This is a genomic window from Streptomyces sp. NPDC059900 (assembly GCF_050270335.1).
Taxonomy (GTDB): domain Bacteria; phylum Actinomycetota; class Actinomycetes; order Streptomycetales; family Streptomycetaceae; genus Streptomyces.
In genome coordinates this window covers 1-13,761 of record NZ_JBNNJZ010000196.1, presented here as the reverse complement: position 1 = coordinate 13,761, position 13,761 = coordinate 1, and the positions used below count along the sequence as shown (strand labels likewise).

The following is a 13,761-nucleotide window of genomic DNA, read 5'->3' as shown; positions in this document are numbered from 1 at the left end:
CCCAGCTCCCCGACAGACACCGGGCACCACACTCCGCCCGCCCGCTCGCAGCCGGCGGCCGCCGGCGCACCCAGCGTGCTGCGCCCGGGCAGCACGGGTGCCCCCGTACGGCAGTTGCAGGAACAGCTGGGCCGGCTCCGCCTCTACACCGGCCCGGTCGACGGCTACTACAGCCACGACGTGGCAGCCGCGGTCGCGCGCATGCAACAGGCACAGGCCATCGACGAACCTCTCGGCGTCTACGGCCCGCGCACCCGCACCGCCATCAGCGCCGCGGCCGTCTGACCGAGACCCCGTGACTGAGCCCCCATGACCGAGACCTCTCGACCAAGACCTCATGACCAAGACCCCAGTGCCCAGACCGTCGAGCGGAGGGCGTCAGCCCACGCCGCCGTCCAGCAGCCAGTGGTAGCGCAGCCGCAGGGCCCGCTCCGTGCTGGCCATCGCGGCACCGAGCCCGATCGTGATGTCTGCCCAAAGCGGCAGCCGGACGGGCGGGGTGAAGGTCCCGATACGCCGGGCCACGGGCTCCACCTTCGTGACCGGCTCGATCAGCTGGGAGAAGAGGAGCGCCAGGGCGACGACGAGTATCACCGACGAGATGCAGCCGATCACTTGGCTCAGTGCCGGGTGTGCGCCGTCGAAGTGCGTGCGGCGGCCCTCGGCGGAGTCGCGGTCCGGGGTGAGTTGCCGCTCGGTTCCCTTGTCGGTGACGTAATGGCAGCGCTTGAGCCCGAAGGCGCTCCCCTTGACCTCGATGGTGCCGCCCGGCACCGGGAAGAAGGCCGGGAGTCTGGACTGGGCGTGCTGCCTGCCGTCGCGGTACAGGTGGGCTTCGACGACACCGGTCGAGCTGTTCCCCGCATGCTTGACGTCGATGGCGTAGATCGTCTGACGGCCGTCGTCGCCGGTGAGCCGAAGATAGAACAGCGCCCGGAAGGTCATCTGCCACCAGCGGAAACGCTTCAGTGGCCGGCCGTCTCCGGGCTTGACCCGCTGTGCGGCGCGATGGCGCCGGAACTCCTTCAACATGTCTGCCCCTCCGGCTACTTGTCGGGCTCGGCCGCGCAGGTCAGGTCCCGCGCCGGACGCTGCCCGGTGGTCAGGAACACCGTCACCGCGTCGTTCGCGCACGTGTTGCGGCCGAAGGGGTAGACGCCGTGGCCGCCCTGGTCGGCGGTCACCATCCTGGCCCGCTTGCCGAACGCGCGCCGCAACTCCTTCGCCCCGGCCAGCGGGGTTCCCGGGTCGCGTTCGTTCTGCACCAGGAGCACGTTCGACGGCCCCCGGTCACCGATGCGCACCGGCTTCTCGCCCCGCTTGTCCGGCCAGAACGCACACGGTCCGATGCTGGCCGTGGACCCGCCCAGCATCGGGTGCTTCACGCGGTCGACCGCGGCATGGCGCTGGTAGGCGCGGACGGTGTCCGGCCAGCGCGTGTCACCGCAAATGACATGGAAACGCGCGGACATGAGGTTTTCCATGTTCGGCAGCGGCGGCACGGGCGGCAGCGGCCGGCCGGTGTCCAGTGCCTGCCAGAACTCGGCCACTTGCGGCAGGAGCCCATCGGCGTAGAGGCGGTCGAAGGTGAATCCGCGGAACAATGTCCCGTCGACACCCTCCACAGGTTTCGCGTCCAAACGCCGTGCCAGATCGAAGAACTTCGCGGTCACCTGCTGCGGTGTGTCGCCCAGGCCGTAGTGGGGGCGGGCGGCAGCGAACGCCGCGAAGTCCGGGAACCGGTCGTCCATACCGCGGGCGAAGCGCCGCATGGCCGTGACGTCGTAACCGCGGGGCCCCAGATTGCTGTCCAGGACGATCCGGTCGCTGCGCCCCGGAAACAGCGTGGTGTACACCGCGCCGAGATGGGTGCCGTAGGAATGTCCCAGGTACGAGACCTTCGGGACGCCCAGCGCCGCCCGGATGCGGTCCATGTCGCGTGCCGTGTTCGCGGTGGTGGTGTGGGGCAGCATCCACGCGGTGCGCGAGGTGGCGCACTGCCGGGCGATGGTCCGCGCGTTGCCCGCCTCCCTGGCGACATCGGCGGCGGTGTGGGCGTACGGCGGGAAGTTGCCGCGGGCCTGCTGCTCAGGCGTCAGGTCGCAGGTCACCGGGGTGCTGCGGCCGACGCCTCGCGGGTCGAAGCCGATCACGTCGTAGGAGTCGAGCACCTTTTGCGGCAGCCCGGAGGCGGCGAGGACGGCCGGGTAGCCGAGCCCTGTACCGCCCGGACCGCCGGGGTCGGTCAGCAGCACGCCGCGGCGCTGCGCAGGGTGCTTGGCGGCTAGTCGGGAGACGGCGATCTCTATCCGGCGGCCATCGGGATTGCCGTAGTCCAGGGGGACTTGGAGCGTCGAGCACTCCAGGCGGGGTGCAGCCACGTCCTGCGGGCAGGGGCCCCACCGTACGGTGTCCGGTGTCGCCGCCGATGACACGGCCGGCATGGCTGTCGCCGCGGCCATCGTGGTGGTGGCAAGGGCGAGGGACAGGGATCTGCGCATCTGATGTCCTCCTGAAGGACGCGTGGGGGGTGCCCCGGGCGCGGCCATGCCGGCTGCGGGCGCTGTTGCGCGCGTGCTGTGGAGCGGGTGTGCCGAGGAACTGGTACGGCGGTGCGGAGTAGAGGGGTATGTCAGCGCCGAGAGGCGAATGTGGGCCGGATCCGGTCAGGCCGCTCCTCGGTCGGGGAGTTGCTGCGTGTCACCGCCCGGCAGGGCGTGCGGCTCCCGGCGTATGTGGGCCCAGCCGCCGGACACCGCCGCGAGCAGCGCGATGAATCCGAGAAGGACCAGCTGGCCGGTGCGGCCGCCGGGGGCCCGGTGGACGGTGCCCCACAGCAACTCGGTGTCCCGGTCGAGCAACCCGCGGATCACCGCTTGCGCGGCCAGGGCGGTGACCGCCATACCGGCCGCCTCGAGGGCCGCGAAGCCGGCCTTGCGCATCGTGCCCCTCCCTCTCGTGTCGTGTCCCGTCCGTTGCGTCGTCTGTCGTCTCGGCACGTGAACGAGTCTGTCCGTGCGGTGTCTTCGGGCACATCGACCCGCAGGCCCGAGACGCCCTGTACTCCCGTAGGGGCGGTCATTGGACTCTGGTCTAAGGCGCATCAACCCCGGGTCTGATTCACCGGCCGCGGGGGTCGGTGACAATGGCCTGGTGAACAAGGACGTCGCGCCACGGCTCGGGTGGTGGCAGCAGACCTGGCGGCTGACGGCAGCCGCCGTAGTGGGCATCCCGGCCTGGCTCTACACCGGTGTGCTGCTGCACAGGCAGGGGGACGGTCCGGGTCCGTGGTTCCACTTCGGCGACCCGCTGGTGGCCCTTGCCTGCCTGCTGGCGCTCGTGTGGCGCCGGCGCTTCCCGCTGGCCGTCGCCATGACGGTCACGATCGCCTCGACCGCGTCGGCACTGGCCGCCGGCGCCGGGCTAGTGGCCCTTGGCTCGATCGCCACCCGCCGTCGCCCCGTGGAGATCGGGGTCGTCGCGCTGACCTACGTGGCCGCGGCACAGTTCGCCGTCCAGGTCTACCCCGTCGAGAGCCCGCCGGGCACATGGTGGATCCAGCTCACGATGCCGGCCATGACCGCCGGTATCGCGGTGGCCGTGGGCATGGCCATCGGCGCCCGCCGTGTCGAAGTGCGCTCCCTGCGGGAGCGGGCGGAGAGCGCGGAACGGGAACAGAACGCACGGGCGGCCCAGGCCCGGGCCCTGGAACGCAACCGCATCGCCCGCGAGATGCACGACGTGCTCGCGCACCGCATCTCCCTGGTCGCCATGCAGGCCGGAGTCCTCGACCACCGCGGAGACCTCAGCGCCGAGGAGAACCGTGTGCTGGTCCGCGGCATCGCCGAGGGCTCCCACCAAGCCCTGGAAGAACTCCGCGACGTCCTGGGGGTGCTCCGGGCAGAGCCGGGCCACCCGGAACCACCCCAGCCCTCCCTGGACAGGATCCCCGACCTGGTGGCCGACGCCCGCTCATCCGGCCTGGACGTCACGCTCACCACCACCGTCGGTGAATCGCCCTCCGACGTCGTGGGGCGGACCTGCTACCGGGTGGTCCAGGAAGGACTGACCAACGCCGCCAAACATGCTCCGGGCGCACCCGTACACATCACCCTGGAAGGATCGGCGGGCAGCCGACTGGACGTCAGCGTCCGCAATTCCCCGCCCACTCACACTCCGGGCACCCCAAGAACCGTGCGACAGCACCCGGCATCGGGGTTCGGCCTGCTCGGCCTGACCGAACGCGTGGGACTGGCCGGCGGCACACTCCACCATCACCCCACACCCGGCCACGGCTACCTCCTCACGGCGCAACTACCCTGGCCCAACCCCACCCACGAAAAGAGAACCTGAGTGGACAGCGAGCGGCAGCCGGTGCGTGTGGTCATCGTCGACGACGAGGAGCTGGTGCGCATGGCGCTGCGCCTCGTCATCGACGGCGAACCGGACCTGACCGTCGTGGCGGAGGCGGCCGACGGGAACGCCGCGATCACCGTGGTGGACGAACAGCAGCCGGACGTCGTACTGATGGACGTGCGGATGCCCGGACGCGACGGACTGAGTGCGACCAGGGAGCTGCTCACCCGCGCGGTGCCGCCCCGGGTGCTCATGCTGACGACCTTCGACTCCGACGACCTGGTGCTCGGCGCACTGCGGGCCGGCGCCCTGGGTTTCGTCCTCAAGGACACCCGGCCGGCGCAGATCCTGGACGCGGTGCGCACCGTCGCGGACGGCGAGCCCGCGCTGTCCCCGGCGGCCGCGGCCCGGGTGATCGCCGCAGCCACGGGACCGCAGTCCGCCCACGTCCGTGAAACCTCCCGCGAAGCCGCACGCAAAAGGCTGTCCACGCTGACCGAACGGGAACGCGATACGGCCCGGGCCATCGCCGACGGACTCGGCAACCCCGAGATCGCCCAGAGGCTGCACATCAGCATCGCGACCGTCAAGGCCCACACGGGCAGCCTGTTCGCCAAGCTGGCGGTGGACAACCGGGTCCAGATCGCTCTCCTGGTCCGTGACGCGGAGCAATGATCCCGCCCGCCGATATCGGTGTGATCGCGGTACGCGGGCGCCCGAAACGTAAGCTGGCACGTATGCGGACGCGACCCACGCTGACCTGGGAGCCCACCGGCGGCCTGCTGCCCGCCTCGACCGACCTCACGGCTGTCGTCGAGGCGGTGCGCGGCGGCGGGGTCGCGGTGCTGAGCGGGGCCGGCCTCTCCACCGAGTCCGGTATTCCCGACTACCGCGGGGAGCACGGCTCCCTGCGCCGGCACACTCCCATGACGTACCAGGAGTTCATCGGCGCCGAGCAGGCGAGGCAGCGGTACTGGGCGCGCAGCCAGCTGGGATGGCGCGCCATGGTGCGCGCGAGTCCGAACGCCGGGCACCGGGCCGTGACCGCCCTGGCCGAAGCAGGCCTGGTCACCGGCGTGATCACCCAGAACGTCGACGGGCTGCAGCAGTCGGCCGGGGCCGGGGGCGTCATCGAGCTCCACGGGAGCCTGAGCCGGGTGATCTGCCTGGCCTGCGGGCGGGAAAGCGCCCGCGCGGAGCTCGACCAGCGGCTGCGGGACGCCAATCCGGGGTTCGAGGCCGCCGCCGAGCGCTACCGCGCGGCGCGGGTCAATCCGGACGGTGACGTGGAGCTGCCCGACGAGGCGGTGCGCGAGTTCCGGGTGGCGGCGTGCGCGGCCTGCGGCCACGGGGTCCTCAAGCCGGACGTCGTCTTCTTCGGCGAGAACGTGCCTCCCGAGCGGGTCGCGGCGTGCCGCGAGCTCGTCGGGCAGGCCGCCGCGCTGCTCGTGCTCGGCTCCTCGCTCACCGTCATGTCCGGGCTGCGTTTCGTGCGCCAGGCGGCGCAGTCCGGCACACCGGTCCTGATCGTCAACCAGGGCCCGACCAGGGGCGACCGCTGGGCCACCGAGCGGGTCGACCTGCCGCTGGGGGAGGCGCTGACCGCCCTGGTGGCGCAGGTGTGTCCCTGAGGCCGGTGCGCCGGACAGACGTGACGGGGTGCGACCGCCGTCATCTGAGGGCAGACTTGATCGCGACGTTGTGCGCGTGATGCATGTGATGGAAGACGGAAGACAGCTGAACTGACGCGGGGTGCTCTCGCGGAACCGGGGCGATCGATGTTCCGTACGCAGACCGCCGACGACGGTGACGAGCTGCTGGTCAGGCTCGGGGGCCTGACGGCCCGTGCCCGCGAGCTCGCGGAGATGCAGCGCTCGCGGGTCGAGCTGGCCGTGGCACTGCAGCGCGGCATGCTGCCTGACGATCTCCCGGAGCCTGCCGGCGTCCGGCTTGCCGTGGGCTATATGCCCGCCAACCACGGGCTCAACGTCGGCGGAGACTGGTACGACGCCTTCACCATGCCCGACGGCCGTATCGGCCTGTCCATCGGCGACGTGCAGGGGCACAACATCAAGGCCGCCGCGTTCATGGGGCAGGTCCGGGTGGGCCTGCGGGCACTGGCCTCCGTCACCGGCGACCCGGGAGAACTGCTCACGCGGACCAACGAGCTCCTGATCTCCCTGGGCGCGGACCTCTTCGCGACGTGCACGTTCCTGCGGCTCGATCCGGTCACCGGCGTCCTGGAGTGCGCCCGGGCCGGCCACATCCCGCACATCTGGGCCACGGCCGACGGCCGGTCCGGTATCGACGAAGGGGAGTGCGGCCCGCCGCTCGGCGTGCTCGAAGGCGCCGAGTACCCCGTGGTGTGCCACCGTCTGACCACGGACGGTGTCGTCGTGCTGCTGACCGACGGAGTGGTGGAGGGGCCGTCGCTGAGTCTGGACGAGGGCCTGCGGCGGGTGATGCGCCTCGCCGAGATCACCACCGCCGCCGGCCTGGGCATCAACTCTCTGGCGAACGGTGTCATGCGGCTGGCGGACACGGTGGGGCACGAGGACGATGCCGCCGTGCTGATCCTGGGCCACGACAGCGGCGCCGCTCTGTAGCGCGTCCACCGCGCGCAGCCGAGCAGGAATCCAGCCCCCGCGGACCACGGACAGCGGACGCGTCCGGATACGGCCCGGGGGTCTTCGCGTGGCCGAAACGGCCCGCCGGGTGTCTGATGGCTCTGTGTTGGTGACTCGGCGGTTCCGGCTGCCCTTGGAGGTAGTCCTCAAGACACTGGCCGTGGCCGTCTGCTACTACGTGGCGGGGCGCCTCGGCCTGCTCGGCAGGCTGACCGTCGAAGGCGTGATCGTCACCCCCATCTGGCCGCCCACCGGCGTCGCCGTGGCCGCACTGCTGGTCTACGGCACGGCGGTCTGGCCCGGGATCGCCGTCGGCTCCTTCCTCCTCATCGCGTCGCTCGCCACCCCGCAGCCCTCCACGATGATCACCGTGGCGGGCAACACCCTCGCCCCGCTCTGCGCCTATCTGCTGCTGCGGCGGGCCGGATTCCGGGTCGGTATCTCACGGCTGCGGGACGGCCTGGCCCTGGTCTTCCTCGGCGGACTCGGAGCCATGCTGATCAGCGCCACGGCGGGGGTCGGGCTGCAGGTGGTGACCGGCCGCCTGGACACCGTGGAGTTCTGGTCCGTGTGGCTTGCCTGGTGGGTGGGCGATGCGATGGGCGTCCTGCTGGTCACGCCGCTGCTGCTCGTGCTGGTGGGAGCCGCCGGGCCGCTGCGGCTCACGCGGTGGAGGGAGATGCTGGTCCTGGGCCTCGCGGCGTTGATCGTCGTACCGCTGTCGGTGCTCGGCTCCTTGAGCCTGCTTTTCCTCGTCTTCCCGCTGCTCATCTGGGTGGCGCTGCGCTTCCAGCTGGCGGGCAGCATGCTGTGCGCGCTGTTCGCGTCGGTGCTGACCACGTTCGAGGCCAGTACGCAGCAAGGGGCCTTCCTCAACCTTTCGGCCATTGAGGTGATGACCAAACTCCAGGCCTTCAACGGTGCCACCGCGCTGACGGCGCTGCTGCTGTCCGCGATGGTCGCGGAACAGCGCGCGCTGCGGAGATCGGTGCAGAACGCCTGCCGGGAACTCGCCGAGGTACTGGAACACCTCGCCGCGGGGGAGACCCCGCCGGATCTGCCCGCCCCCGGCCACACCGCGGGCCTCCGCACCGACGACACGGCGCCGGCGCTGGAGCGCCCTCGGGACGGGTGAAGGGCCCACGGGCCGGGGAGAGCGGCGGGTGGCACCGCCTTGGCGACGGCGGGCCCCCGCTACCGCTGTGGTTTACCCGCTGCGTCGCTGGGTGGAGTGATGGTTCAACCCTCCAGTGGACGCGCCTGCTCGGTGTTGGTCCGTAGCTTCTTGTGTCGACCAGCACCTGCATCCAAGGGGGAATCGGCATGACCATCACCAAACGCGCCGCCATCGTCATCGCGGGAGCCGCGCTCACCGGGGCGGGCTTCCTGCCGTCGGCCGGCGCGGCCGACACGTCGTCCGCCGCGCCGAGCACCAAGGTCGTCGAGACGCGGGACGGCAGCCCCAGGGCCATCAGCTGCGAGAAGGGGGATGTCTGCTTCTACAACAGCAGCTGGCAGCGCTGCAGTTGGCCGGTGGCTGACCCCAACTGGTCCACGGGCGTGCTGAAGTGTTCCTGGGCCAAGACGCGCAACGTGTACTACGTCTGGAACAACGGCACGTCCTCCGCGTCCGGCGTCGCCTACTACCTGGGCACCGACTACAAGAACCGGGTCGGCTGCACCCGGCAGCAGAAGAGCGGCTACCTGCAGAACACGTACAAGGTCGCCTCGCACCGCTGGGTCGACGGGAACTGCGGCTGACCTGCCGCGTCCGGGGGGCGTCGGTGAAGACGACGCCCCCAGGGTGGGTCCGTGTCGGGATCTTTGCATGGAACTCTTTTGCGTGGAACCCGGAGCCGAGCCCGCGGAGGCGGCAGCCCATCAGGGCTGTGATGTGCGGGGAGCGGCGGCGTCGAGGAGCGTGTGCAGTCGCCGCACTCCCTGTTCGCGGGTGTCGGCCAGCGGCAGGACGTTGACGGCGCCGGTGAGTTCGAGCAGGCGTTGGACGGGCGTGTGGAAGGGCCCGGACAGGACGAGGGGGCGTTGCGCCTGCTCGTGGTCGGCCCTTGTCTGGAGGATCAGGGCGAGCAGGGTGCTGTCGGCGAAGGTGAGTGCGGCGAGGTCGAGCAGGGTGGCGTCGGTGCCGCCGTGGGTGCAGGCGCGGTGGAAGGCGAGGGTGACGGCGTCCGCGCCCTGGAGGTCGATCTCGTCGCGCAGCGCGACCACGGCGATCCGTCCCTGCGGACGGAGTTCCATTGTGTTGTCGTAGGGAAACATTTGTCGACCCTGTCATATGCGGGCCCATGTGCGCAGGGGGCACCCCAATTCCTGCGGAGTTGACCGTGAGGGGATCGGGGGCGGCAGTTCCGGGTGTCACGACTGATGTGCGTCAGTCCTGGTCCGCACTGGACAGGGCCTCGGTGATGATGCGGGTGGCGAAGTCGGGGTCCTCGGTGATGCGGTTGATGTGCTCCGCGAGCAGGAAGGCGGTGACTTCCAGCGGGGTCATCTCCGCCTCGGTCCAGTCCCCGTACTGCTTGCGCCACAGGCTGGGGCTCAGGCCGGTGCCCGCGGCGATGACGAGGCCGGTCATGGTGGGGATGGCCTCGGGGCGGACGCTCTTGGGCATCATGCGCATCGTGGCCACGAGGTTGGGCACCACGTACTCGATGACGTCCTTGTCGTGCTCCTCATGGGTCTTCCGCAGCCACGTCATGAACATGTAGATGAGCGTGCAGGCGCCGTCGAGCACCTCACGGACTCCCTGCGGTCCCAGGGACCTGGCGAACTGATCGGCCATCGCCTGCTGTTCGGGGCTGGTCCCGGTCTTGCCGTCGTGGATGCCCTTGAGCCGGGAGTCGATGATCATCAGCGCGGTCCCCACATCACCGGCGGGCGCGTGCGCGGGGTCGCAGGGCGATGGCACAGAGTCCTCCTCGGGCGGCCGGGACGGGCGGTGCGGCGTATCCAAACAGTAGACGGCCGACGCCATGCACCTCCGGCGAATTCCGATGCCCGCCTGATCAGTTGCCTCTGGTCAAACACTCCTTCGGGCATACGCTGCTGTGTTCTGCAGCCGGCTGACACCCCTCCGGTGAGCCGGTCTCCCTCTCAGCACCACGGCGAACCGCCGCGGTCGGCGATGATCCCCACGTGGAGCCGGCCGCCGTCCGGCCCCTCCACGGCGAGGTAGGCAGTCGTGCCGCCCACCGGTTTGGTCAAGCAACCGGGCACCGCGGTGCTTCCCTTCGCGGTGCGCGGCCGCCAACCACCGGCCCGGGTGGCGGCTTCGTAATGCCGAAGGACACGCTCTGGCGAATCAGTGTGCCGGTACCGTGCCCCCACGACCACGAAGCGATCGTCGTCGTCACACTCCCGGTAGCCGTCCTCCCGGTCCGCTCCGTCCGGTGCCCGCCTCACGGCTCAGCAGGCAGGAAAGGCGACCTTCGTCAGTTCTTCGGAGGCCTGCCAGACGCGCTGGGCCTCCTCGGTGCTGCGCAGGCGCGAGTAGAGCTTCTGCTCGCCGGGAGGGCCGCCGATGTGCCCCGGCCCGCGCGGCCCGTAGAACCCGCCGCGCTTGGCGTCGGGGGAGGTGGCGGCGTACAGGGCGGGGAGTTGTGCGGTGCGGACCGTCCCGACCAGGATGCCGCGGGCCGACAGCGCCCGGATCATGCGCACGCTCCGGGTGTCCTGGCTGCGCCCGACCTCGGGGCGAGCGGCGAGCAGGCTCGTCGGGGCGACCCCGGGATGGGAGAGATTGCTGGAGATGCCCCAGCCGTTGCTCTGGCTGCGCCGGTCGAGTTCGAGACCGAAGAGCCCGAACGCGATCTTGGACTGGCTGTAGGCCTTCATGCCGTCGTAGGCACGCTCCCAGTTCAGGTCGTCCCAGTTGATGGCGCCTTGATTCGCCGCGACGCTGACTTGTGAGGTCACGCGCGCCTGGCCGGCGCGCAGCAGCGGCAGCAGGTGGGCCACCAGCGCGAAATGACCGAGGTGGTTGGTGCCGAACTGAAGCTCGAACCCGTCGGCGGTCGGCTGCCGGTCGGGCGGGGTCATGACCCCGGCGTTGTTGATGAGGATGTGGATCGGCCGGCCCTCCTCCACCAGGCCCTTGCCGAGGGCTGCGACGGAGGCCAGCGAGGACAGGTCGAGCTCGCGCAGCGACACGTTCGCGCGGGGCACCGTCTGACGGATCGTGGAGATCGCCGCCTCGCCCTTGCGCGGGTTGCGCACGGGCAGGAGCACTTCGGCCCCGGCCTCGGCGAGTCGGGTGGCAAGGCCGAGCCCGATTCCGTCGCTCGCTCCGGTGACGACGGCGCGCCTGCCGGACAGGTCAGGAACATCGATGTCGATGGGTTTGCGTGGCATGTGCCCACTCCCGGGTGGTGTCGTTGCTTGCGCCGTCATCCCGTCGTGGAAGGCGGTGGCGCTGTTCACGGCTGCCCGATCCTGCCTTCACGAGTGGGTACGTCACCGAGCCTCGGACGGCGCCGTTGCGGACGCAACTGCTGAAGGGGGGATCGACAGTCCGTGGATGCCGCGTCGTACGGGCGGTAGAAAGGAACATCGAAGGAGGCATGCACGGTGACGGAGGCACGCACAGTGATCGATCGGACCGGCCTCGCGGAGTTCCTCCGGCACCGCCGGCAGTCGCTGCAACCCGAGGACGTGGGCCTGCCGCGCGGGCAGCGCCGCAGGACGAGCGGGCTGCGGCGGGAGGAAGCGGCCGCGCTGTGCCACATGTCCACCGACTACTACGCGCGGCTGGAGCGGGAGCGAGGCCCCCATCCGTCCGAGCAGATGATCGCCTCCATCGCGCAAGGGCTCCATCTCTCCCTCGACGAACGCGACCACCTGTTCCGGCTCGCCGGACACACCGCGCCCCCGCGGGGCGCGGACAGCCGCCACATCAGCCCCGGTCTGCTGCGCATCCTCGACCGCCTGCACGACACTCCCGCGGAGATCGTCACCGAGCTCGGCGAGACACTGCGGCAGACCCCGCTCGGCATCGCGCTCACCGGCGACCTGACCCTCTACAGCGGCCCGACCCGCAGCATCGGCTACCGATGGTTCACCGACCCCGCCACGCGACAGCTCTACGCCCCCGAGGACCATCCGTTCCTCACCCGTATGTTCGTCTCGGGACTGCGCGGGGCGGTCACTCTGCGGGGTCCCGGTTCCCGTGCCGCCCACTACGCCGACTTGTTGCTCGCGCAGAGCCAGGAGTTCCGCGAGGTGTGGAACAAGCACGAGGTCGGCATCCGCCCCCGCGAGCTGAAACGCTTCGTCCACCCCGAACTCGGCGCACTGGAATTGACCTGCCAGACGCTCCTCGACCCGGACCAGCCGCACTTCTTGCTCGTCTACACGGCCATCCCCGGCAGCGAGAGCTACGAGAAGTTGCAGTTGCTGTCCGTCATAGGAGCACAGGGCCCGCACTGACCCCGGCGGCCTGCCGGACGGTTCGCGCGGCCCCCTGGGGAGGCTGTTGACCCTCACGTGGCGTGAGGCCGCATAGTCGGGGCCGTGGAAGATAACTGGACCGTGGGACGCGTGGCCGGGCTTGCCGGCGTGAGCGTCCGCACGCTGCATCACTACGACGAGATCGGGCTGGTCCGGCCGTCGACGCGGACCGCGGCCGGGTACCGGGCCTACGCGGCGGACGACGTGGAGCGGCTGCGAGAAGTGCTGGCCTACCGGCGGCTGGGTTTCGGGCTGCGGGAGATCGCCGAGCTGGTCGGTGATCCCTGCGCCGACGCGGTCGCGCATCTGCACCGGCTGCGCGGCCTGCTGCTGGAGCGGAGGGATCGCGCCGACGCCATGGTGGCGGCCATCGACAGGGAGCTCGCGTCACGAGCGAAGGGGCTGACGGTGACACCGGAAGAACAACTGCAGATGCTCGGGGCACGGCTCTACGACGCGATCGGCGGCGCCTACACCGCGACACGACGCACCGATCCGCGGATCGCCGAGCAGATCTGGGACGCGCTCGGGGACGCGCGGACGGTCCTGAACGTGGGGGCCGGTACCGGTTCCTACGAGCCTGCCGACCGCCAGGTGACCGCGGTGGAACCCTCGGCGGTCATGCGGGGCCAGCGGCCTGCCGGTGCGGCGCCGTGCGTGGCCGCCGCCGCGGAGAACCTGCCCTTCGACGACCGGTCCTTCGACGCCGCGATGGCGGTGTCCACCGTGCACCACTGGGGGGATCCGATGGCGGGGCTGCGCGAGTTGCGGCGGGTGGCCCGGCGGGTGGTGGTGCTCACCTTCGACACCGACGAGCCCGGATGGCAGGACCGGTTCTGGCTGACCCGCGACTATCTGCCCGAGTTCGCCTCGGTTCTCGCCGGCTTTCCCTCGCTCACCGGGATGGCCGATGCGATTGGCGCCCGCGCGCAGCCGGTACCCGTTCCGTGGGACTGCGCCGACGGCCTGTTCGAGGCGTACTGGCGCCGCCCCGTGGCGTACCTGGAAGATCATGTGCGCCGTGCGGCGTCGGTCTGGACGAGGGTCGGTCTGCAGACCGAGCAGCGGGCGGTGCAAAGCCTCGGCGACGACCTCGAGTCCGGCCGGTGGGCCGAGCGCAACGGCGATCTGGCCGACCTCGACGCGGCGGATCTCGGCCTCCGCCTGCTCGTGGCCTGACCGGCGTCGAAGGGACCGGCGCGGAAGTCCCGGTGCGGAAGCGAAGTCGGGATCAAGCGGCGGTGAACTCGGTGCATGGACCACGGCGCGTGGGGTACTCACGCGCCGTAGGCGGGGAGGCGTGTGCCACCTGGGG

Annotated in this window: 15 protein-coding genes; 9 read left to right on the top strand and 6 right to left on the bottom strand. The window is 70.8% G+C overall.

Annotated elements, in window-relative coordinates; all coding sequences use genetic code 11:
- Positions 1-285, top strand: a 285-nt coding sequence (locus ACQKIP_RS23910; RefSeq protein WP_427744010.1) for a peptidoglycan-binding domain-containing protein, incomplete at its 5' end; no start/stop codon positions are given.
- A 93-nt stretch (positions 286-378) separates the two neighbouring features.
- Here the strand turns inward: ACQKIP_RS23910 and ACQKIP_RS23905 are convergent.
- The 3 genes from ACQKIP_RS23905 to ACQKIP_RS23895 all read right to left on the bottom strand — a co-directional run bounded on the left by ACQKIP_RS23905 (position 379) and on the right by ACQKIP_RS23895 (position 2,942).
- Positions 379-1,032, bottom strand: coding sequence for a hypothetical protein (locus ACQKIP_RS23905; RefSeq protein WP_365856758.1), 654 nt, complete (start codon positions 1,030-1,032; stop codon positions 379-381).
- Between the two features lie 14 nt (positions 1,033-1,046).
- Entirely contained in the window at positions 1,047-2,501 is a 1,455-nt protein-coding gene (locus tag ACQKIP_RS23900; protein WP_365856760.1) for an alpha/beta hydrolase, read from the bottom strand.
- A 165-nt stretch (positions 2,502-2,666) separates the two neighbouring features.
- The gene (locus ACQKIP_RS23895) at positions 2,667-2,942 is read right to left on the bottom strand and encodes a hypothetical protein (RefSeq protein WP_365856762.1); all 276 of its coding nucleotides are present in this window, start codon (positions 2,940-2,942) and stop codon (positions 2,667-2,669) included.
- 211 nt (positions 2,943-3,153) lie between these two features.
- Between ACQKIP_RS23895 and ACQKIP_RS23890 the strand changes: the two genes are divergently transcribed.
- The 6 genes from ACQKIP_RS23890 (at position 3,154) to ACQKIP_RS23865 (ending at position 8,744) form a co-directional block, all read left to right on the top strand.
- Positions 3,154-4,353, top strand: coding sequence for a sensor histidine kinase (locus ACQKIP_RS23890; protein WP_365856764.1), 1,200 nt, complete (start codon positions 3,154-3,156; stop codon positions 4,351-4,353).
- Positions 4,354-5,031, top strand: a complete 678-nt coding sequence (locus tag ACQKIP_RS23885; RefSeq protein ID WP_365856766.1) for a response regulator transcription factor — start codon at positions 4,354-4,356, stop codon at positions 5,029-5,031.
- Positions 5,032-5,093: 62 nt separating this feature from the next.
- Positions 5,094-5,987, top strand: a complete 894-nt coding sequence (locus ACQKIP_RS23880) for an NAD-dependent protein deacetylase (RefSeq protein ID WP_365856768.1) — start codon at positions 5,094-5,096, stop codon at positions 5,985-5,987.
- A gap of 147 nt (positions 5,988-6,134) precedes the next feature.
- On the top strand, positions 6,135-6,962 hold the full coding sequence (locus ACQKIP_RS23875; RefSeq protein ID WP_365856770.1) for a PP2C family protein-serine/threonine phosphatase: 828 nt from the start codon (positions 6,135-6,137) through the stop codon (positions 6,960-6,962).
- A 148-nt stretch (positions 6,963-7,110) separates the two neighbouring features.
- The gene (locus ACQKIP_RS23870) at positions 7,111-8,118 is read left to right on the top strand and encodes an MASE1 domain-containing protein (RefSeq protein WP_365857122.1); all 1,008 of its coding nucleotides are present in this window, start codon (positions 7,111-7,113) and stop codon (positions 8,116-8,118) included.
- A 188-nt stretch (positions 8,119-8,306) separates the two neighbouring features.
- The gene (locus ACQKIP_RS23865) at positions 8,307-8,744 is read left to right on the top strand and encodes a hypothetical protein (RefSeq protein ID WP_365856772.1); all 438 of its coding nucleotides are present in this window, start codon (positions 8,307-8,309) and stop codon (positions 8,742-8,744) included.
- 120 nt (positions 8,745-8,864) lie between these two features.
- On the opposite strand, the gene ACQKIP_RS23860 is transcribed toward ACQKIP_RS23865, so the two are convergent.
- The 3 genes from ACQKIP_RS23860 to ACQKIP_RS23850 form a co-directional block, all read right to left on the bottom strand.
- The gene (locus tag ACQKIP_RS23860) at positions 8,865-9,239 is read right to left on the bottom strand and encodes an STAS domain-containing protein (RefSeq protein WP_365856774.1); all 375 of its coding nucleotides are present in this window, start codon (positions 9,237-9,239) and stop codon (positions 8,865-8,867) included.
- 133 nt (positions 9,240-9,372) lie between these two features.
- Positions 9,373-9,909 (bottom strand): hypothetical protein, encoded by a 537-nt coding sequence (locus tag ACQKIP_RS23855; protein WP_365856776.1) that lies wholly within the window; start codon positions 9,907-9,909, stop codon positions 9,373-9,375.
- A gap of 497 nt (positions 9,910-10,406) precedes the next feature.
- Positions 10,407-11,351, bottom strand: coding sequence for an SDR family oxidoreductase (locus ACQKIP_RS23850; RefSeq protein WP_365856778.1), 945 nt, complete (start codon positions 11,349-11,351; stop codon positions 10,407-10,409).
- A gap of 234 nt (positions 11,352-11,585) precedes the next feature.
- On the opposite strand from ACQKIP_RS23850, the gene ACQKIP_RS23845 reads away from it, so the two are divergent.
- Positions 11,586-12,425: a helix-turn-helix transcriptional regulator gene (locus ACQKIP_RS23845; RefSeq protein ID WP_365857124.1), complete on the top strand. Its 840-nt coding sequence runs from the start codon at positions 11,586-11,588 to the stop codon at positions 12,423-12,425.
- Positions 12,426-12,527: 102 nt separating this feature from the next.
- A complete protein-coding gene (locus ACQKIP_RS23840; protein WP_365857126.1) occupies positions 12,528-13,625 on the top strand; it encodes a MerR family transcriptional regulator in 1,098 nt (365 codons plus the stop codon).
- Positions 13,626-13,761: the final 136 nt, after the last annotated feature.

Excerpts from the sequence above, each read along its gene's own strand:
- ACQKIP_RS23850 (WP_365856778.1), bottom strand. The coding sequence starts at position 11,351 with ATGCCACGCAAACCCATCGACATCGATGTTCCTGACCTGTCCGGCAGG.
- ACQKIP_RS23860 (WP_365856774.1), bottom strand. The coding sequence starts at position 9,239 with ATGGAACTCCGTCCGCAGGGACGGATCGCCGTGGTCGCGCTGCGCGAC.
- ACQKIP_RS23880 (WP_365856768.1), top strand. The coding sequence starts at position 5,094 with ATGCGGACGCGACCCACGCTGACCTGGGAGCCCACCGGCGGCCTGCTG.
- ACQKIP_RS23865 (WP_365856772.1), top strand. The coding sequence starts at position 8,307 with ATGACCATCACCAAACGCGCCGCCATCGTCATCGCGGGAGCCGCGCTC.
- ACQKIP_RS23905 (WP_365856758.1), bottom strand. The coding sequence starts at position 1,032 with ATGTTGAAGGAGTTCCGGCGCCATCGCGCCGCACAGCGGGTCAAGCCC.
- ACQKIP_RS23875 (WP_365856770.1), top strand. The coding sequence starts at position 6,135 with ATGTTCCGTACGCAGACCGCCGACGACGGTGACGAGCTGCTGGTCAGG.
- ACQKIP_RS23900 (WP_365856760.1), bottom strand. The coding sequence starts at position 2,501 with ATGCGCAGATCCCTGTCCCTCGCCCTTGCCACCACCACGATGGCCGCG.
- ACQKIP_RS23895 (WP_365856762.1), bottom strand. The coding sequence starts at position 2,942 with ATGCGCAAGGCCGGCTTCGCGGCCCTCGAGGCGGCCGGTATGGCGGTC.